Source organism: Spirosoma utsteinense (assembly GCF_014282275.1).
Taxonomy (GTDB): domain Bacteria; phylum Bacteroidota; class Bacteroidia; order Cytophagales; family Spirosomataceae; genus Spirosoma; species Spirosoma utsteinense.
The window spans coordinates 24,108-43,716 of sequence record NZ_VFIA01000035.1; the positions used below are offsets into that span (position 1 = coordinate 24,108).

General features: G+C 51.9%; 14 protein-coding genes. 6 read left to right on the plus strand and 8 right to left on the minus strand.

Annotated elements, in window-relative coordinates; translation table 11 throughout:
- The first annotated feature begins 399 nt into the window (after positions 1-399).
- Positions 400-4,110 (plus strand): two-component regulator propeller domain-containing protein, encoded by a 3,711-nt coding sequence (locus FH603_RS21870; protein WP_186739993.1) that lies wholly within the window; start codon positions 400-402, stop codon positions 4,108-4,110.
- Positions 4,111-4,250: 140 nt separating this feature from the next.
- Here FH603_RS21870 and FH603_RS21875 read toward each other — a convergent pair whose 3' ends face one another.
- Both FH603_RS21875 and FH603_RS21880 read right to left on the minus strand, forming a co-directional pair.
- The gene (locus FH603_RS21875; protein ID WP_186739995.1) at positions 4,251-5,099 is read right to left on the minus strand and encodes a hypothetical protein; all 849 of its coding nucleotides are present in this window, start codon (positions 5,097-5,099) and stop codon (positions 4,251-4,253) included.
- Positions 5,100-5,394: 295 nt separating this feature from the next.
- Complete coding sequence (locus FH603_RS21880; protein WP_186739997.1) at positions 5,395-6,378, minus strand: GlxA family transcriptional regulator; 984 nt, start codon at positions 6,376-6,378, stop codon at positions 5,395-5,397.
- 133 nt (positions 6,379-6,511) lie between these two features.
- Between FH603_RS21880 and FH603_RS21885 the strand changes: the two genes are divergently transcribed.
- The 3 genes from FH603_RS21885 to FH603_RS21895 all read left to right on the plus strand — a co-directional run bounded on the left by FH603_RS21885 (position 6,512) and on the right by FH603_RS21895 (position 8,337).
- Positions 6,512-6,919, plus strand: a complete 408-nt coding sequence (locus tag FH603_RS21885; RefSeq protein ID WP_186739999.1) for a DoxX family protein — start codon at positions 6,512-6,514, stop codon at positions 6,917-6,919.
- A gap of 227 nt (positions 6,920-7,146) precedes the next feature.
- A complete protein-coding gene (locus FH603_RS21890; RefSeq protein WP_186740001.1) occupies positions 7,147-7,680 on the plus strand; it encodes an anthrone oxygenase family protein in 534 nt (177 codons plus the stop codon).
- A gap of 150 nt (positions 7,681-7,830) precedes the next feature.
- Positions 7,831-8,337, plus strand: a complete 507-nt coding sequence (locus FH603_RS21895) for a GNAT family N-acetyltransferase (protein ID WP_186740003.1) — start codon at positions 7,831-7,833, stop codon at positions 8,335-8,337.
- A 150-nt stretch (positions 8,338-8,487) separates the two neighbouring features.
- On the opposite strand, the gene FH603_RS21900 is transcribed toward FH603_RS21895, so the two are convergent.
- From FH603_RS21900 to FH603_RS21925, 6 genes are all read right to left on the minus strand, one after another.
- Positions 8,488-9,426 carry an ABC transporter substrate-binding protein gene (locus FH603_RS21900; RefSeq protein ID WP_186740005.1) on the minus strand — a complete coding sequence of 313 codons (939 nt, stop codon included), beginning with the start codon at positions 9,424-9,426 and terminating at the stop codon, positions 8,488-8,490.
- Between the two features lie 455 nt (positions 9,427-9,881).
- Positions 9,882-11,561 (minus strand): hypothetical protein, encoded by a 1,680-nt coding sequence (locus FH603_RS21905; protein ID WP_186740007.1) that lies wholly within the window; start codon positions 11,559-11,561, stop codon positions 9,882-9,884.
- Positions 11,562-11,847: 286 nt separating this feature from the next.
- Entirely contained in the window at positions 11,848-12,294 is a 447-nt protein-coding gene (locus FH603_RS21910; RefSeq protein WP_186740009.1) for a hypothetical protein, read from the minus strand.
- Between the two features lie 228 nt (positions 12,295-12,522).
- Positions 12,523-13,071, minus strand: a complete 549-nt coding sequence (locus FH603_RS21915) for a hypothetical protein (protein ID WP_186740011.1) — start codon at positions 13,069-13,071, stop codon at positions 12,523-12,525.
- A gap of 362 nt (positions 13,072-13,433) precedes the next feature.
- A complete protein-coding gene (locus FH603_RS21920) occupies positions 13,434-14,999 on the minus strand; it encodes a flavin-containing monooxygenase (RefSeq protein WP_235985273.1) in 1,566 nt (521 codons plus the stop codon).
- A gap of 152 nt (positions 15,000-15,151) precedes the next feature.
- Positions 15,152-15,697, minus strand: coding sequence for a hypothetical protein (locus FH603_RS21925; RefSeq protein ID WP_235985272.1), 546 nt, complete (start codon positions 15,695-15,697; stop codon positions 15,152-15,154).
- Between the two features lie 51 nt (positions 15,698-15,748).
- On the opposite strand from FH603_RS21925, the gene FH603_RS21930 reads away from it, so the two are divergent.
- Complete coding sequence (locus tag FH603_RS21930) at positions 15,749-17,686, plus strand: sensor histidine kinase (protein WP_186740013.1); 1,938 nt, start codon at positions 15,749-15,751, stop codon at positions 17,684-17,686.
- Positions 17,683-19,557, plus strand: coding sequence for a sensor histidine kinase (locus tag FH603_RS21935; protein WP_186740015.1), 1,875 nt, complete (start codon positions 17,683-17,685; stop codon positions 19,555-19,557). The genes FH603_RS21930 and FH603_RS21935 overlap by 4 nt, the downstream gene beginning before the upstream one ends.
- The last annotated feature ends 52 nt before the right edge of the window (positions 19,558-19,609 follow it).

Consider the following 19,609-nt stretch of genomic DNA (forward strand, 5'->3'; position numbering starts at 1 on the left):
GAAGCTAGCGTGTACGAACGATGTAAACAAAGTGCAGGTTTTGTTATTTAATTTAAAAATAGATAAACAAGATAAATCCACTAACTTTAAAGAAGTTAACCCAGAAGCGCACCTAAACTGACGTTTACCCGTTTATGCTTACTTAAAATAAGCGGAACGGAAGGCTCCTGGAACGAGTCGATTAAGAATGGGAGAACTAAATCATAGCTCAAACCGGCGGAATCATACGAGTATTTACGACCTACCTGAAATCAGCAAAAGAAAAACGATTGAATACCCTCGAATTGAATCAGCGCTCCCGTATGTCCGTCAATTGTGCTTGGGGCGGTTGTGGATATGTATTTCGGACTAAACTGGTTCAGCGTTAATTTGAGGGAGCAGGCCAATTTCGAGCCCTATATGAAAATTCTTGCGGCTGTCTTACTGGCCTCGTTTCTCCTTTCCCAATCAGTCCAAGGCCAAACCGGCAAAGTACCGTTTAAACATATAACCACCGACGAAGGCTTGTCGCAAAGTAACGTAACCTGCATTCTCCAGGATCAGCAGGGGTTTATGTGGTATGGGACGCAGGATGGCCTCAATAAATACGATGGGTACTCCTTTACGGTATACCAGAACGATCTCCTTCAACCGAATAGCCTGAGCGATAATTTTGTCTTGTCTCTCTACGAAGACCGAAAAGGACAATTGTGGGTCGGAACTGATGACGGGGGACTATGCCGGTTTGATAAGCAAACCGGGCGATTTACCCGGTTTGTCAGTTCTGAAACCGATACCCGAAGCCTCAGCAGCAATCACGTCGTGGCCATCGCCGAAGATCAGCAGGGTAATCTCTGGATCGCTACCGAAGGCGGACTCAATCAGTTTGATCCGACCCGTGGTACGTTCATCCGTTACCAACATCAGGCCGGTGACCCAGGAAGCCTGAGTGAAAATGTGCTTCGGGATGTACTGGTAGACCATCAGGGGCAGATTTGGGTAGCCACCTACGGGGGTGGTTTAAACCGGCTTGATCCCGTAACCGGCACGTTTCATCAGTATAAAAATCGAACAGGAGATAAAACCTCCTTAAGCCATAATCTGGTAAAAAAGCTGTTTGAAGATTCGCAGGGGAGGCTTTGGGTGGCTACGGAAGGCGGGGGATTGAATCTGTTGAATCGGGATCAAAAGTCGTTCACCCATTTTCGGCACGATCCGGCGGTGGCCAACTCGGTCGTCGATGATGATATCAATACCGTAGGGGAAGACAGGCAGGGGAATTTGTGGATAGGGACCGAAAACGAAGGCATCAGCGTACTCAATAAAAGCCGGACTGCTTTTACCCATTATCTCCACCGGGAGAATGATCCCGACGGGCTCAATAATGGTTCTATTTATGCCCTTTGCCGGGATCGAAGCGGTAACATGTGGATTGGAACCTACAGCGGAGGAATTAATTTTTTTGATCACCAGCCAGCCAAATTTACCCGCTATCAGAAGGATATCAACAACCCTAACAGCCTCAATAATCCTAATGTGATGGCAGTTCTGGAAGACCAGCAGGGCAACCTATGGATCGGAACGGATGGGGGTGGGGTGAATGTCCTGATGAAATCTACCAATCGCTATGTCTACTACCAGCATACCCCCGCCGATCCGGGCAGTGTTGGCAGTAACTTTATTATGAGCCTCTACCAGGATAGCGATGGGGATATCTGGATTGGCAGTTATAAAGGGGGACTGAGCCTATGGCGAAAGGAGTCCGGTGACTTCCTCAACTTCACCCAGCGTGATGACGCAAAAGGGCTCATTCATGAAACGGTTACAGCCATTGTAGAGGGAAAAAAAGGGACGATTTGGGTAGGCTCCATGGGGGGTGGTATCAGTTGTTACACTAAAAAAACCGGCACTTTTGCCCATTACCGGCCCGACCCAACTCATCCTGGCCACCTTACACAAGGTTATATCAGTACGTTGTGGTATGATCATAATCATAACTTGTGGATTGGTACAGAAGGAGACGGCCTGAATGTACTCAATACCCGCAGCGGCACTTTCCGCTCTTATCGTCACGACCGGGCAGTTCCAGGTAGTCTGAATCATAACTTAGTGATCAGCCTCTACGAAGATGTTCGGCACCAGGTTTGGGTTGGTACCTACGGTGGGCTGAACCGGTTTGAGCCCCGGACTCAGTCGTTTGTCTCGTATACCGAAAAACAGGGTTTGGCCAATAAGGTGATTCAGGGGATGTGCAGCGACGACCGAGGAAACCTTTGGATGAGCACCAATAAAGGCCTATCGGTATTCAACCCTAAAACCAGAACATTCCGGAATTATGGGGCCGAGGATGGTTTACAGAAAGGGGCATTCAACCGGATATCGGTTTTTAAAGGACAGCGGGGTAACTTGTTTTTCGGGGGTATCAACGGTCTGACAAGCTTTTATCCTGATCGTTTGCGCGATAACTCGTTTGTCCCGCCTATGGTCATCACGCAGCTTCGTATTTTCAACCAACCGGTTTGGCTTCGATCCAATCAGGTTACCCTCGCCTATGACCAATCAACGCTGACCTTCGAGTTTGCGGCTTTAAATTACTCCGTACCCCAGAAGAATCAGTACATCCATAAACTGGAGGGTTTTGATCGGGATTGGCATTTGAAAAGCCACAGAAGGGTGGCAACCTACACCAATCTGGAGCCCGGCACCTATACCTTTCGGGTAAAAGCGTCTAATAATGATGGGATCTGGAATGAACAGGGAGCGGCTTTTCGGATAATCATTCAACCACCCTTCTGGCAGATCTGGTGGTTCAGGTGTCTGGTTGTGCTGTTGCTGGCCGGTAGCCTTTACGGGGCCTATCGCCTGCGGGTTAGGCGCATCCAGGCGCAGCAGATAGCCTTACAGCACCAGGTGCGGGTGCGCACCCAGGAAGTACTCCAACAGAGACAGGAACTACGGGATCAGGCGCTGGATATGCAGTTACTACAGGCCAAAGTGGAGCAGCAGGCGGCTCAGCAGCAACTTCAGGAGAGTGAGCAGCGCTTTCGGGAAATTGCCGACAATGTCGACGAGGTGTTCTGGATTCATTCGGCCGAACCCTTTCGGTTAATTTATATCAATCCCGCCTGCCAGCGGGTATGGCACACAACGTTCGAGCAATTACAGGCCGAGCCCCTCTTCTTTATGGAGACCGTTCTGGCCGAAGACCGTCCTGATGTTCTATTATTTATGGAGCAGTACCGGGCCGGGGTAGCAGGGGAATTAACCTATCGACTACAGCAAAAAGACGAGCCACTACGCTGGCTGATGGTTCGCAGCTTTAGCATCCGCGATGAAGGGGGGAAAGTGCTGCGTCACATTGGCCTGGCCAGTGACGTGACCAGCCAGAAAGAAAAAGAGTTTGTCCTCCAGCAATCCCTATACCGGGAGCAGGAACTCAATCAGCTCAAGTCCCAGTTCGTTTCCACGGCTTCCCACGAATTCAGAACCCCCCTGACTACCATTCAGTCCAGTGTCGACCTCATCAGTATGTACCTGGATTTACCCCCGGTCAAGGCCGGTTCCCCCGTTCGGCATCATCTGGGGGTTATTCAAAAAGAGATCAAAAAGTTTAGTACGCTGCTCTCGGACTTGCTGACGATCGGTAAAATTGACGCGGGGAAAATAGCGTTTACTCCCCAGTGGGTAGACCTGGTCGCGCTGATTGACGAGCTGATCGACCTTCATTTTAAGGGACGACTCTTCGATGAGCGCAGCGTTGCGTTGCGCATCGAGGGGACGCCCCGTCCCGTTTATGTCGATGGGAAGCTGATGAGTCATGTGCTGGTCAACCTGCTCTCGAATGCGTTTAAGTTTTCCAACGGTGCTTCGCCCTGCCTGCATATCGGCTTTGAGGAGACGCGTATAGTGCTGACCGTAACCGATACGGGTATTGGTATACCGGCGGGGGAAGTAGCGGCCCTGTTTCAGCCTTTCTTTCGGGCCAGCAATACAGCGGGCATTCAGGGTACAGGCTTAGGTCTGGTCATTGCCCGTCAGTTTGTCGAGCTGCACCGGGGCCACTTGGGCGTGGCGAGCGAAGAGAATAAAGGGACCACCTTCACCATATGCTTGCCGGCAGGGACGGAATAACAGGCTCCGGGAAGGTAAGTCGCCAGTCTTACGAACATCGCTGAATGGTGACCTTGAATTTGTAGCTCGTGGGCGGGAAAGAAATAGAAGAAAGTGGAAGTCTGTATGGAATTTGAAATTCCATACAGACTTCAGCGGGCTTAGTTGAGAGAAAAGGCTTTTACCGTATTATGGAAAAAAGTAGGTACGAACAGCATTTTTGCCGCTGGATTGTAGCCAATGTCAGCCGAGCTGATCTTCTGCGTAGAAGTGTCCATTTTTAGCTCAGTCGTCCCATCGGCCTGAATGTGCCAAACTTTTCCGGCCCACTCGGTGACCATGTATGTCTTATTGCCTAAGGCCACAATGCCATCGATACCGCCGGTTACCTTGGCAATTGTACGGAGTTGTTTGGTTACCGGATTCAGACTTAGCAGGGAGCCTTCCCCGTTGCCAATCAGTAATTGATCGGTTTCAAACAAAAGCCCATTGGTGCCTTTAAGCGGCTCGCCGGCTAAAACAAGGCTGGCTTTTCCGTTGGTTATGGCCCACACTTTACTGTCGTTCGAGTCCGTGACATACACCACGCCTTTTTTGGTATCAATGGCAATGTCATTGAGGAATTTAGCGCCTTCGATCGGGTACCGGTTCAGGATCTTTCCGGTGGCCAGCGCTATTTCGGCGACCTGTGTCATTTCGGTCACATACAGCTTGTCTCCCAAGATACCCATGCCTTTGGTCGAATTGAGGTTGTCCGTGAATTTCAACTGAATCACTTTGCCATCCAGCCCTAATTTGGCAATGTAGCTGCTTTTGTTTTCCAGCGTAGGGCTACCATTGATACAGGCTACGTACAGGATTTTTTGACCCGGTTCAAACAAAACGCTTTCGGGCGTACGAAGTGTCGTATCGCTTTCCCATACAGGTTTTAAATTAACGTTTTGGGCCTGGCTGAACGAAGTTGAGCTCAGCCATAGAGCAGGTAATAGGATAAGAAATGATTTTGTCATGATTGGTCTTGGTTTAGGGGATGAATACTGACTCCATGCCGGATGTCAATACAAGGACAATCTACCTTGTTTCTGTCAATTATTACCACTCACATAGGCATAGTATGCCATGGGTCGTAGTTGACAGCGATTATAAAAATCGTGGCCGCCAGTTCAGTTCAACGCGGAGGTTTTTGTGAACGATTTAACTGACGGTTAAACTCGACATAACCCCCTCGTTTCCAGTATAGCCTACGATCCTATACCGCTGGAGGAGTACTGGTCGGCGCGATTACCGTGGATACCTTGTTTTCCGTTACCCTGAAACGACCGTGGCGCGGTTAAACTTCTGGCGGTAGTCAGTGGGGGAGAGACCGGTAATCTTTCTGAACGTCTGACGGAACGCTTTGGGATCCGCGTAGCCCACCCCATACATCACTTCGTTGATATTGTCGCGCGAGGATTCCAGTTGCAGCTTAGCCGCTTCGATCTTCACCCGCTGAATATACTCGACCACCGAATTGGCCGTGGCCCGTTTGAAGCGCCGTTCCAGGTTACGTCGCCCGATACCGAATTGCAAAGCCAGTTCATCCACCGTATGCCGTTCCATGACGTTGGACTCAATATGCTGCTGCACCGCCCTGATCGTTTCGTCGGCGTGCTCCTTCTGGCCCTGAAAGATGATGAATGGCGACTGACTGTGGCGGTCTATCTCGATCTGAAACGCCTTGGCCATAAACACCGCCGTGGGCCGGCCTGCGTATTTCTCGATCAGGTATAGAATCAGGTTCAGGTAGGAGAAGGCTCCCCCGCTCGAATAAAGACCGGCTTCGTCCGTGATGATACGATCTTCAATCAGTTTCACTTGCGGAAACGACTGCCGGAACTCACGGGCGGCCATCCAGTGGGTGGCACATGGTCGTCCGTCCAGCAGTCCGGTTGAAGCCAGTAGAAAGGCACCTACGCACAGACTGCCCACTTCGGCCCCCCGCCGGTGCTGGTCCACGATCCAGGGGACAAAACCCTGATTGGCTGCTACCGTCTGGCGTAGATCACCGTCCAGGGCCGGGATGAGAATCAGATCAGTGCGGTCAATATCGTTTGGGTGGGCATCCGTACGCACGGTGTATTTACCTCCTGCCACTCGGACCGTTTCGCTCAGACCCACCAGCTGCACCTCGAACAGAGCAGGTCCGCCCTGAGCCAGCCCGTACTTGTTGGCTTCGGTCAGTACCTGCCGCGGCCCCTCGATGCTACCCAGAATCGCGCCCTCCGGTACTAAAATAGAGATGTGTTTCATACGGTGAAGATACACCAATGCGCTGTCGCATTCAACCCGTTATTGGTCGGAATTCTCCCCCCGGCGCGGGGTTAGACAGCCGTACTTTTGCGTAGTATCTATGGAAAATGTTCACTCTAAATCAAATCAGACTATGGAAGCCATTACCCAACCCGTTTCTAACCCAACCCCATCCCGACCTGGCCGGTTACGCCGGATGACGTACTGGTCATTATTTATTGTGTTCTCGTTAGCCATGCTTATGGACGGTGTAGCCGGTGTTCTACGCGAAGCGACTGGTCAGGAGGTGATGCGGCAACTGGGATATCCCGTTTACGTGCTGGTCATCGTTGGTACGGCCAAACTCCTGGGTGTGGCTGCTCTATGGCAACCCCGTTTTCGGACCCTGACTGAGTGGGCCTACGCTGGCTTTACTATTAACTTCGTCGGGGCCTTTGCCTCGTGGGCATTTGTAAACCCGCAACCAGGTACGCTGGCCCCGCCCTTCCTGATGCTGGTGGTGCTCTTTACCCTCTATGGACTGAGCAAGCGGCTTGGCTGAGATAGTTAACTGCTTGTTTGGCTGATGCCAGCGCAGCTAAAGTAGTAGCTGGAGCCATCTGTAACATGGGCCAATTCGCCAGGCTGTGGTTTAACGTCATGTTGGTGAGCCAGGCGGAAGAGCGCGGCCCATATCCGGGTGTTTACTGCAAAGCGTGGTTTTTTTTGTAGATTGGAATGGTGTCCGGTCAAGCCCTGAACGCATCGGCATAAACACAACCGTATCTCATGCAAATCCTGGTTTTGACAGCTACGGCGATGACGACCGCGTTAATCACCGGGTTATTCTACGCCTATTCGTGCTCCGTGAATCCGGGGCTTCACCAACTGCCTGATTGGGCTTACCTGGCCGCCATGCAGTCGATCAACCGGGCGATCCTGAATCCGACTTTTTTCCTCAGCTTTATAGGTACGCTCGTGCTGCTGCCGATCTGTACCTGGATGCACTACAGTCAACCGATTTCGGTTCGCTTCTGGTTGTTATTGCTGGCTTCGGTTCTCTACGCCATTGGGGTCGTTGGCGTAACGGTCGCCGGTAACGTTCCCCTGAACGAAGGGCTGGATGCGGTGTCTCTTGGGAAGGCCTCGCCGGACGAACTAAAGGCCTGCCGCCTGGCCTTTGAGCAACCCTGGAACCGGCTGCACGCCATTCGAACCATAACCTGTGTCGTTACGCTACTCCTGGTTGTCGCTACCTGTCTGAGTCGGGGGGAAACAACCGAGAGCGCTACCGTTGGGCCGGGCCGCGTTCGGCTACCTTAGCCCGGTACCGTTCCAGGCTCAAGCCGTAACCGCCAGACAGGTTATGGTCGGGAGAAAAAGTCCTTTTGTCGCAGATTATAAATGAGCTGGTACCAAAACCGGATCAGACTCGCTATACTAGTTACAACTCAATACGTTATCAACTTTTGCATGTGTGTTCTCCAAACGGATCGGCTATGCCTGCACCAGCTTTCAACGAAAGATGCCCCGTTCATACTTGCGTTGCTGAATACGCCTGGCTGGTTAGAGTTTATCGGTGATCGCGGAGTGAGGAATCTCGCCGATGCCCGTAATTACATCCTCAACGGCCCGGTGGCTAGTTATAACCAGCGTGGTTTTGGCCTGTATTTGGTGACATTGACCGAGAGTCGTCTGCCGATTGGCTTGTGCGGACTTCTGAAGCGGGAATCCTTAGCCGACGTCGATATTGGCTTTGCCTTCATGCCTGAGTACACCCGGCAGGGGTATGCCTATGAAGCCGCATCGGCAGTGCTGACCTACGCGCGAGCGACACTAGACCTGAAGCGTATTGTGGCGATCACGGCTCCTGGTAACCAGCGCTCCATCAGCCTGCTCGAGAGATTAGGTTTGCGCTATAAAGCGATCATTAAGCTTGCGGGACAAACCGAAGAATCGATCTTGTATGAAACCAGTTAGGGCAAAGCGGTTTGGCTATTTGCCTCATGCGTTAAAAAGCCAGTCTTAACGCGTTCTGGTAGGATAGCGTGTGAGATTTTTCTGGACGGTAGCTGAGCAGGAGAAAGGTATTGTCGCTATTGATCAGTTTGAATAACTATAGGAGGAAGTTTATTCAACGACCTTTGTTGCCTCTGCCAGCAGTTGCTGAGAAAATCGTACGCCTATTTTGCTAGCTGCGGTATTATTCAACGTGAGATAGTATTTTTCTGGGTGCTTTACAGGCAGATCGCCTGGCTTTGCCCCATTCAATATCTTGTCAACATAATGGGCGGCTTGCCGAAATTGTTGGGCAAGGTCCGGTGCCCAGGCCATTAATCCGCCATCTTCGGCAAAAACGGCCTGTTGATAAATAGCCGGAATACGGTTTTGGGCCGCGAACTCTACCATTCGCTTACGGTTGGCCAAGGTGAGGGCGCCCTGAAAGGTGAGCATTCCATTCATGCCATCACGGAGTAAATCGTCCAATGCTTTTTCAAGCTGGGGTAAGGAAGCGACCCGATAAGACTTAACGGCTACACCCAATGTTGCGGCTCTCTTTTCGGCTTCTAAAAGCTGGATTTCATGACCACCGATTCCGGGCGTTGCGGAAATCAAGGCAATACGGGTTATCGAGGGAGCAGCGGCTGTCAAGAGTTGAAGGCGCTTTGCGGTAATGCCATCGGGCAATTCGTCTATGCCGGTGTATATACTGCCCGGATGGGGCAAACTTTTAGCAAATCCGTTGCTGACCATACCGGGACAGGTGGCAAGAACCATGGGCATTTGTGGATTGTTCTTTCGAACTTCAAGCGCAAAAGGAAGTGAACCGACCACAATTAAAGACAGATCCATTTGTGCCAGTTCGGCCGCCATAATACTTCCATCGGTACTATTAGGCTGTGCCAATCTTTTTTCAATATGGATGTTTTTTCCTTCTGTAAACCCGAGTTTTTGGAGCTCCTCCGTGAAATATTTCTCCAGTTCCAGCACACCTGCCCCGCTCAAAAAACCGATACGGTGAAGCTTATTCTTCTTTAGAGGGCTATTGCTATATAAAATTGAGGGCATGGTGGTAAACAGTGAAAGTTGTCCAAGAAACTTTCGCCTTGTACTAGTAGCGTTGCTCATACATCAAGAATTTATCAGGTGACGGCTATTCTATTTTCGTTTTAGCTGTGTGACGGTGACCCGAACCTTAATTGGAGAAGAAATGGAGGTTTCAGGGTTTGGCCGCTGAGCTTATTTGTTGTTTTGCAGTAATAAACAAAACGTTATAGTCTCAATCTCAAATCATTTAGGCTGCGGTAACTTATGTGTGTGCTCTGCTCGCTGATCGTATTTGACAGATATTAAACGTATTGACTGTTTTGTCTTGCAATTATTCGGATGATTTCGTGGACGACTTCGACTGATGTTTAATCTTGAGACAAGCTACTGATTTATGTCCCCGGAAGCTCACTACAATTTATAAGTACGGCCAACATCCTATATCCCTTGCCTGCTTATTACCCCAGTTATCGTTTTCAGAACGAAACGGTATACTGAACGATACCCTGCTGCTGACGATAGGACTGCGCCCCCCGATTGATACCGGTTGTACCGCTTATCGATAACCGATGCACCGGCGTTAACTGGTAATCGAAGGTGAGCGTATAGTCTATGGTAAACCCCTGCTGCCTTTCACCAGCAAGGATTTGATTATTTTTAAGGTAACTGCCTAGTATGAAAGCTCTTAACTTATTGGTAAATAGTTTTTTCTCTATGCTCACGGTAGGGCCATGAAAGAGAAAACTCATCGCTGTAGCCTGGCTGAGCGTGTAGGTATAGCCGAAGTTCAGGTCCAGCCCGGTCGCCGGATTTTGCCTGGTGTAGCTGACCGTATAAGTCCAGTTCTGACGGTGGTTGTTGTCGGCGGTAAACGGATTGAGGTCCTGTAATGCCTGGTACATTACCGAGCCATTCAGGGTGTGCAGTTGACCTTGCCCGGTCCAGGATTTGAACACACTGCCCGACAGGGTTCGGTTGTTCTGCGCGATGCGGGTCGTATCATTGAGAGGTCGGTAGCCCGCCTGCTGCGTCAGGCCATAGTTTGACACCGACAAGTCGAGCGTCAGGTTGTCGTCCGATGTGTATGAGGTACTTACCGAGCCAATTAGCCGGTCTGTACGGGTGCGCTTCTGAGCGGTCAGGTTATCGTGTTGCCAGCCCACGCTACTCCGGAACTGGAGCCGGTTCTTAAACAATCGAACAGTGGGGGCTACCGTAACCCGTTCAATATCGGTCTGCAAATAATTGACACCCATCGATTGATAGCCGGGTTCAACACGTGTATAGCGCAGGCGTAGGTCGGCCCACTTCAGGCGGTAGTTCAGCGATGCCTGCAAGGCCGTACGGATGCTGGTTGACGAATTAACAGGCATTAAGTGCCTGTAGCCATTCAGGTAATTTACGTACTTAGACCGACGATCGACCGGTGCTGTAGGCTGCGGCTCCGCGTGGGTGTCGCTGGTGTAGGAACTGCCAGCTGCGTCTAACTCGACTGTTAATTTTTTATTGGCCCGAATCCGGCCACTTAGTCCCAGCACTACGTTTTGGGCGGGAGTGAGGTAGCCCGTACTGTCGGGCAGGATAGAACTGGCGTCGTCGGCAGCGTTGAGCAAAATCACGTCGAGGTAGGTACGATCAGTACCAACACCAATTCTGGCGCAGTAACCCATTCGCCGAAAGGTGGCCGGCCGGTCGGGGTCGGTTGCGCTTGGCTCAACGGCTTTGCTAAACCGCCCCACCATCAGGCCAACCCGTAACAGGCCCGGATTCAGCTCGAAGCCCGCGCCCCGCACAGTGTAGCCCGCCAGCGTAAACGGCGAGAACTCCAGGTTACGGTAGCCGCCGTGCAGTGTCAGCCAGTTCCTGTAGCGCGGGCTGACGCCAATGGCATTATACGCCTGCCCGTAGCCGTTGATGGGCGAACTCCACATGCCCTGAATGGGAATGGTCCAGCCACCACGCGTTGCCAGAACCAAGTTGCCGGTTAAATACCAGGGGGTACTCTGCACAAAAGTCCCTTCCTGAACCCGCATTACAGAGAAGCTTTTTGTCAACTCAATATCGCCGGTGAGTAGCAGGGCGGGTTGGGCCGGGCGGGTGGAGTCGGGCTGCGACAGCGAATTTGTATCCAGATAAACTATCCCCTTCCTGGCCATTAGCAAAGCGCTTGGCAAGATTGAGAAAATGAGAAAAAGGAAGAGCGTTTTCACCGTATTTGTCGTGCCTGAGTTACCTGACAAAGGTGGCCTCTTTACCGTCCGTCAATCCATACAAACAAGTTTGTATTTTACTCATTATCAACACAAAAGCCTGTATTGTGGCGACTATGGACTGGTATGAAAACGTAAACGCCAGCGAGCAGACCGGGGTCATTCGCTGGCGTTTGAGGGGGTTAAAAAGAGGATAGTTTGTGCCGGGCTCGGTCCATAATTCCGAACCTGATTACAGCTTGATATTTGTCGGACCCGATGGCGCGTAAATTAGGAACTTGAACGTATCGGACGTGGTAGCACCAGCCAGAAAATAAACAACAACGTTGGTGCCGAAGCTGCTGTGGGCGTAAGCCTCTACGCCACCGGTGTTGGGCGAACCTAAGTAAAGATGGCTGATGTGCTTGACAGTGCTCATACACTTCGAACCAGTCTTCCCCGTCTCCTCTAGGTATAAGCCCGAATGTTCCTTGAGTTTGTTATTCTTAACGTCGATGATAACTTTCAATGTGTATTTCGGTGTACCATTCACATCCACAATATCGGACGAATAAACGGTTACGTATTTCTCCTGCTCACCGGGGCTGTACGATACTTCCTCGAAGGAGTATTTGGCGGGCTGGGCGAAACCGGATAAGGCAATCAGGAAAAGGGCGAGGATACTGAGTACTTTTTTCATGATATTGGTTTGTTGTGGCAATTGGCCGTTGGTTAAAATGAGTATTGTTTGTCCCGTTTGGGTGATACAAAGGTGGTACATGCAGGAGGGGTGAATCCATACCAACTTGTTTGTATTTTTCTGGTAATGAGCAGATTGTTCATAAAAAAGTCCGTCCCTAACTAGTGGGGACGGACGAGAGACTGACCGGTAATTGACCGGCGTTATCAGATTTATCTGGTTTCAGATTCAGGATTTTATTGGTGTAATCCGGCCTGACACGTTCAACATCAGACCATAAAGAATTAGCCCGATACTTGTGCTAACCAAAAGCCACTTCACTAACTTGACTACCTCACCTATCACCGCCACAGGTATTGATTGGGAAGGGTAGCTGGTAAGCATCGTTACGATGATTGCATTTTCGAGGTAGTCGAACAGCAGACAGACGAACGGTAGCAGCGTAACCCACCTGCCAGGGAGGTGACGAAGCAGCATGGTCAGGATTACCCCGAACAGCATACTGTACACAATCGGGTAAATAAGGTCAGTTGTCAGTTCCACTCTGGTATAATACGCACGGGCTGCCGGGCCGTAATCGGCGACCATCGTCAGCGTCCGGGTGGGATCAAACCCAACCGTCAGGTCGATGGGGCCAATGGCTTTACCCGCTAACTGATTCATGGTGGCTTCGGCGTTTTTAAGCCAGTAGGCCGGAAAACTCACGTAAAGTACCAACAGGAACAGCAAGGTTTTCCAGTTGGTTATTCGGTCGAGGAAGTTGGTAAAGGGACTCATGGTTAGGTGCTTATCTAAAAAGCCGTGCAGACAATTGATTCGGTAGCGTCTTCCATTGACCCGCTTTGGGCGCTCACTGTGCCGGAAAGTGGGTTATAGCTGTCAAGGTCCATTCCAATACCTCACTATCTTCGTCATCCTGGATGGTGACGCGGCAGGTAATAGTCCGGGTACACATCCAGCACGTTCATACAAGCTGGATTGCCACGAAAACGGTTGTTTTTTGTGTCGTCAATATCAATCGGGAGTAGCTGCATTGAGACGGGATTTTGTGCGTAGTAACCGGGAGCGAAGCGGACAGTCCAGCTTGTTGGGTACGCAAAAATGGTGGACAATGGAGCCATACCAACCAGTTTGCTTTTTTAAACTTCGACCAGATAATCAGTCGTTTTCGCTGGCTTTCTTGCTAAACTCAGTGCCTGCAATTCCTGCGTCAATCCCTTGTACATACCCGGATTAAATGGGGCCATAAACTCCTTCACCGGGTTGCCGGTCCGGCGCGTTTTCAGACCCATGTCGCGCATGAGTTCGTCGGCGTGATGGAACGAGAAGGGGATGATGCACGTACCTGACGAATGCCCGTGGGGCACCCGCTGCGTAAGCCATGCCTGATGCCGGGCAATCTCGGCTTTCATCCCCTCGGCATCCGGTAAGTCGAGTTGCCCTTTCACGTACTGCGCCGAATAGTGTGCGGCCAGTTCGGACGTAAAGGGTGTAAACAGCGAGGGGTTATAACCTACGAAGGACAGGTTTGGCACATCGGCGGGGAGTACGTTTCGGTACAGTTGAAACCAGCCTTTGGCGTTGCGCAGCCGTTGACTGATACGGGCATCGAAAAACGGTACCGTTTGTCGGAAGCCGGTAGCAAACACAACCACATCGGCCTCTATTTTTTTGCCATTAGTCAGCCGAACGCCGTCGGTTTCAAACCGGCTTATTTCGCCCTTTTCGAGTTGGATGTCGCCCGTAGCAGCCCGCTCGTAGAAGTTGTCGGAAGTCAGGCCAATAGAGCAGTTGGCAATGCTGTCGAAAGGCTTATCGGGAAGCAGACCGCTTTGTTTTAGTTTGAGCTGGGCTGCTACCAGATTGCCAATGCTTTTGACCAGGAACGTGGTAACGGGTTTACCCATCGGTCCGTGCAGGAACTTATGAATACCATACAGAACCCGGTAGGGAAACAGCGACTCGCCGAAGCGGTGCAGCAGCAGGTATTTGAAGTTGAGACCCCAGAAAATACGCGGCATTTTCCATTTCGCTTCCCGGTAGATACACACCGGCTTATGGGAAACTGAACTCACCTGCGACAGAATATCGTGGGCCGATTTGGCAAAGCCTACTACGGCTACTTTCCGCGTTTTAGCCGCGTCGAGATGTTCCTGCCGGAAGGCGGTGCTGTGCATAACCTGCCCCTCGAACAATTCCCGCCCTTGAACCGTGGGCATGTTGGGTTCGCTGAACACGCCGTTGCAAACCACCAGAAAATCAACGTCAATTTGGCCCGTAACCCCGTTTTGCGCCGTGTGCAGTAGCCAGCCGCCATGTCCGTCGTTGATGGGTTCGGCATGGTTCACGGTGGTGCTGAACTGAATGTAGGGCAGCAGGTCGAAATGGCGGGCGTAGTTGGTCAGGTATTCCTGCACGTGCTCGCCGGTGGGCCATTCGGGATAATGTTTGGGCATTGGGAAGTCCGAAAAGGTATACGTGTCCCGGGTGTTCTGCGTCGTTACGTTCGGGTACCGGCGGGTGCTGGTCCAGACCCCGCCCAGTTCGGCTTCTTTCTCGAATAAAACCACTTCAAAACCGTGTTCGCGCATGGTTTTGGCCGTGACTAAGCCACTGACTCCGGCCCCGATGATACCGATTGTTTTGGTGGCTCCTGTCGAAGCCGTTTGTGTGCCGATTAACTGGTTGAGGTTTAGCGTTTTCATGCCGATTTTGGTTGTTTGGTTTGTAGTACAAAGGTGGTGGTTGAGCCAGGGGTGAATCCATACCAACTTGTTTGTATTTTACAGGATGTACACCAGCAAAAAAGGCTGACCTGTAAGGCCAGCCTTTTTCTTGATTGTCGCAGTCAGACCACCTATAGTTTGAATACGACGTCCGTTGATTTGTGGACGAACACAAACACAAACTTGTTGTCTTCAGCCCGTACGGAAACATACACCACAACCTTAGTCATGGGTGAGCGGTACGCCCTTGCATTGCTCAGGTCTGCCCCCTTATTGCCGCTACAAATTCCTGGCAGAGTATTACCAACGGGAGTAACCTGGTTCATCCACCATTTTTTGCCGGTTTTGTTTTCGATCAGGTACACATTATTTGCTGTATTGGTGGTGTAATCTGCCCTCAACGAAACGGAATAGGCAGGCTCTCCCTCGCTGTCCAAAATCCCGTGTGTAACAATGTTATTGAATAACACTACCGGATAGTCCCCGTGAGACTGTTCCTGACCCCAGGCGCATTTTGCCGCGCCGAGCTGGGCGAATGATGTGGCAGCGAAGCCGAAAACGAGGGCGATTACTAAGTTTACTTTTTTCATGGTTTTAATTGATCTGGCTAAAAAAGAGAAAGATTTTGTCCCGTTTGGGTGATACAAAGGTGGCGGATGAGCCAGGGGCGAATCCATACCAACATGTTTGTATTTTCATTCCAAAAGGCGTTCTTTTGACACTTCCTCTTGAGTATCAGCATGGAACGCGCCTATTTCCTGTGGATCTTTCTGCTTTTGACCGGTTTCGGTAATGCACAGTCAATCCGGCAGCCGGCGGGGGTGGTGCCTGTCCGGTTCGATATCGGCGGTGAGGTGTCGCTCCGGGGGCATCTGGCGTATTTGATTGATTCGACGGGTCAACTGAGCATTCAACAGGTTATGGAACGCCAGCGAACGGGGCAGTTTCAGACTTCGGCGAGCCTGACCAGCCGGCAGGATTTCGGGTACAGCACCACGGCCACCCACTGGCTGTATTTTGCCCTGAAAAATCCCGCTAATGCCCCGCAGTCAATCCGGCTGATGCTCGAAATTGAGTACGCCAACCTGGACGAACTGCAACTGTATGCCGTAGACGAGACCGGTATTCACACCGCCGGACCAACCGGCGACCGGTTTCGGTACGCGCAGCGACCCTATCAGAACAATAATTATGTGTTTCCCATCAGCTTGCGGGCGGGGCAGCAGGCCGGGTATTATCTGCGCATGAAACAACCCCACGCCATCCTGTCGTTTACCATGCAGCTCTGGCACCGTCCGGCATTTGTGGCCGCCGACCGGGGCGAATACTTCCTGTGGGGCATCTACGTGGGTATCATCCTCATACTACTGGTGCTGAACTTAGTCATGCTGCTGGCCCTGCGTGACTGGATTTACGCGTGGTACAGCCTGTATCTGCACTTCGTAACGATGCATATTTTCTCCGATTCGGGGCTGGGCTTTCAATACCTGTGGCCAACGGTTCCGTACCTGAACGAGTTTTCGCCGGTGTACCTCTACGTCTGGGCAACGATGGTGACGCAGCTTGCCTTCATGCAGTATTTCATCCGTCAGAACCGCCAGAACAGCCGGTTATTTGGGTGGGTCAGTGCCTTTAAAATCAGCGTAACCGCAGCCCTGGCTGTGTCCATCGCTGTACACTGGATCAAAGTGCCGGGCCGCGAAACGTATATGTACAAACTGGAGTCGCTGGCTACCACCTGCTTTGTGCCCATGATGGCCTTACTAATGATTCTGAGCCTGTACGAGAAAAGCCGCAAAAAACACCCCGACGATCGGGTAGTACGGTATTATAGCTACGCCCTTACCGTTCAGTTCAGCGGCTACGCCCTGGTCGCGTTCATGAATTTTTGCCAGGTGCGGGGCTGGTCCCTGCCCTTCGATGTGGAGAGTTACGCCATTATGGGCCTGAGCGTGTTGATTGATATCGTGTTTTTTACGTATGGACTAACCTATCGCTATTCGCAGTCCAGCGCACAGAATCAACAGCTGGAACTGGATTTACTGCACAATCAGCAGATGGCCCAGCGGCAAGTTATTACATCACTCGAAACCGAACGGCAACGACTGGCCCAGGACCTGCACGACGACATTGGACCGCTGCTCTCTACGGCTAAAGGATTCCTCTCCCGTTTGTTTCGAACGAAGCCGTCAGACCCGCTGCAACAGGCACAAATGCTGATCGACGAAGCTGCCGACGAACTGCGGACCCTGGCGCATCAATTGATGCCCCGGCAACTGGCGGAGCAATCCGTAGCCGATGCCATTGCCGAAGTAAGCCACAAACTGGGTAGCCGGGGGGTGCCGGTACAGTTCGTGACGCTGGGCGAGGCCCGGCCCCTGGGCGAACAGCGCGGGCAACTGCTGTTCAGCTTAGCCACCCAACTGATTCGCAACGGTCGGCAGCACCCACAGGCTACCGAAGTAACCGTTCAGTTACTTTACCACGAGCATCACCTGACCCTCTCCGTGGAGGACGACGGCCAGCCAGTCCACGCGCCCGATGCCGACGTAGCGCACCTGCGGGCCAAGGCGGAGTTGCTCCGCGCCGAACTGCTCATCGATACCAACGACGAGGGGAATTCGGTAATGGTAAGCGTACTCATCGCTAATCCGGTTCGGGTATGATTAGAAACCTCAGCCTGCTGTTTGTGGGGGTAGTAGCCGCCTTTCTGGGGTTGGCAACGTACCATCTGCGTTCCATAAGCGCCCTGCCGGAACAGGCTACGATATATAGCCATTGGGAAGACACGGGCGGTCATGCTACGGTACAGGATGTGGTGCGAATCAGCGAATCCACCACACCGGCTGCATTTATGCCGATTCGAGAACGCCGGATCAATTTTGGTTATACAGAGTCGATTCACTGGTTTCGGTTTCGCCTGGTGGCCGACCGGGCGACCGAAGAGCTGACCTTTGAAATCCGGGACCACACCATCGACCGGCTCGAATTGTTCGAGCTGAGAAACGGACAAATTACCTCGCTGGGAAAAACTGGCAGCCGCCTGCCCTTCGCGCAGCGGCCTTCGCCCACTAAAACGTTTGCCTACCTGCTGAACGTAGAGACTGGCCAGCAGGCAGACTACTTTCTCCGGCTCGATAAACGCTACGAGAACCTGGCCACTGAACTGACCCTGTGGCGCACCAGCGATTTTGAGGACCGGGAACAGCGGGCGTATTTTTTATGGGGTCTTTTTTGTGGCGTAATCGGTTTAGTCGTCGGGTTGTCGTTTCTGTTTTACCTCACCACGAAAGACCCGCTGTATGGGTATTTTGGCCTGTACATTCTTGGGCTGGCCCTGCGGCAGTTTGCCGATAGCGGGCTCGGTTTTCAGTTTTTGTGGCCCGGCGTTCCAGCCATTAATCAGCCCGACCCCGTTATTGAGGCACTCTGGTTATACCTGCCCGCTACGCTCTTGTTTCAACAACATTTTCTGGAACTCCGTACCGAATCCAAGCGGGCATTCTGGGCCACTCAGGTATTTAAATACGCCTTCTTTACCCTCTTCATCGGGCTGGTGATCGGCCAGCTAACGGGTGTTGCCGAATCGTACGCCGGCGCGAACCAACTTATCCGGCAGATACACACCGTTATGGCCATCGGCTGCCTTTTTGTGATTATTGGTAATACCGTAGTCGGGCTAAGAAGTGTCGACACGGTAAAGCGGCTCTACGGCATTGGGTTTGGTATTCAAATTGCCGGACAACTGGTTGTACTGGGCCAGAACATGATGAGCCATCAGCGCGGAAGTGTATTTCTGGTGGAGCCTTACCTAATTTCGATGGTCGTCTTTTTTATCGATCTCGTTGTGTTTTTATACCTGCTGGCCTATCGCTATCGCAAATCGCTGGACGAACAGCGACGGTTGCAGATTGGTCTGGCCCAAACCCGTCAACACACGAACGAAGCAATTATCGATGTGCTGGAATCGGAACGACAACAGGTAGGTGCCCTTATCCTGACCGATGTGGGGGGGCGGCTGACCCAAACCCGCTCGCTGCTGAGCACGCTCGCCCCCGCGCCCCTGCTCACCGAAGCGCTTGGCCTGATTGACAAAACTGATGCCTGCCTGGAGCAGATTCTCCGCGACAGCCTGCCCGCTGACCTTAGGCAGCAGGGCCTTCCGATGGCCCTCGCCGAACTGGTCCGGCAACGCAGTCAGGTCGGTACGGTGCAGCTGTCCTTCGCCTACGAAAACGACAGCCACGCCCCGGAGTTGACCATTACCCAAACCCAACAGCTTTATCGGATTGCCAATGAGCTGATCAATAACGCACTCAAACATGCCTACGCCACCGAGTGCCGGGTAGTTTTTCGGCAGGACTCCGGCCACTGGCAACTGACCATATCGGACAATGGACAGGGGTTCGACACCAATTCTGCGCCAAATCAGGGAGGGATCGGTTTGAAAAATCTACAGGCCCGTGCTCAAACCCTGGGCGCAACCCTTACCCTGACATCCGACAAAAACGGTACGGTAGTGCACGTAGCCGGATAATGAAAAATACAAACAAGTTAGTATGTTTTAGCGGGGCGGGTTCGGTTAGCTT

What these genes read in the sequence shown, in the direction of transcription:
- FH603_RS21915 (WP_186740011.1), bottom strand. Translation starts at nt 13,071, where the DNA reads ATGAGTCCCTTTACCAACTTCCTCGACCGAATAACCAACTGGAAAACC.
- FH603_RS21920 (WP_235985273.1), bottom strand. Translation starts at nt 14,999, where the DNA reads ATGAAAACGCTAAACCTCAACCAGTTAATCGGCACACAAACGGCTTCG.
- FH603_RS21905 (WP_186740007.1), bottom strand. Translation starts at nt 11,561, where the DNA reads ATGGCCAGGAAGGGGATAGTTTATCTGGATACAAATTCGCTGTCGCAG.
- FH603_RS21900 (WP_186740005.1), bottom strand. Translation starts at nt 9,426, where the DNA reads ATGCCCTCAATTTTATATAGCAATAGCCCTCTAAAGAAGAATAAGCTT.
- FH603_RS21880 (WP_186739997.1), bottom strand. Translation starts at nt 6,378, where the DNA reads ATGAAACACATCTCTATTTTAGTACCGGAGGGCGCGATTCTGGGTAGC.
- FH603_RS21925 (WP_235985272.1), bottom strand. Translation starts at nt 15,697, where the DNA reads ATGGATTCGCCCCTGGCTCATCCGCCACCTTTGTATCACCCAAACGGG.
- FH603_RS21870 (WP_186739993.1), top strand. Translation starts at nt 400, where the DNA reads ATGAAAATTCTTGCGGCTGTCTTACTGGCCTCGTTTCTCCTTTCCCAA.
- FH603_RS21935 (WP_186740015.1), top strand. Translation starts at nt 17,683, where the DNA reads ATGATTAGAAACCTCAGCCTGCTGTTTGTGGGGGTAGTAGCCGCCTTT.
- FH603_RS21890 (WP_186740001.1), top strand. Translation starts at nt 7,147, where the DNA reads ATGCAAATCCTGGTTTTGACAGCTACGGCGATGACGACCGCGTTAATC.
- FH603_RS21910 (WP_186740009.1), bottom strand. Translation starts at nt 12,294, where the DNA reads ATGAAAAAAGTACTCAGTATCCTCGCCCTTTTCCTGATTGCCTTATCC.
- FH603_RS21895 (WP_186740003.1), top strand. Translation starts at nt 7,831, where the DNA reads ATGTGTGTTCTCCAAACGGATCGGCTATGCCTGCACCAGCTTTCAACG.
- FH603_RS21875 (WP_186739995.1), bottom strand. Translation starts at nt 5,099, where the DNA reads ATGACAAAATCATTTCTTATCCTATTACCTGCTCTATGGCTGAGCTCA.
- FH603_RS21885 (WP_186739999.1), top strand. Translation starts at nt 6,512, where the DNA reads ATGGAAGCCATTACCCAACCCGTTTCTAACCCAACCCCATCCCGACCT.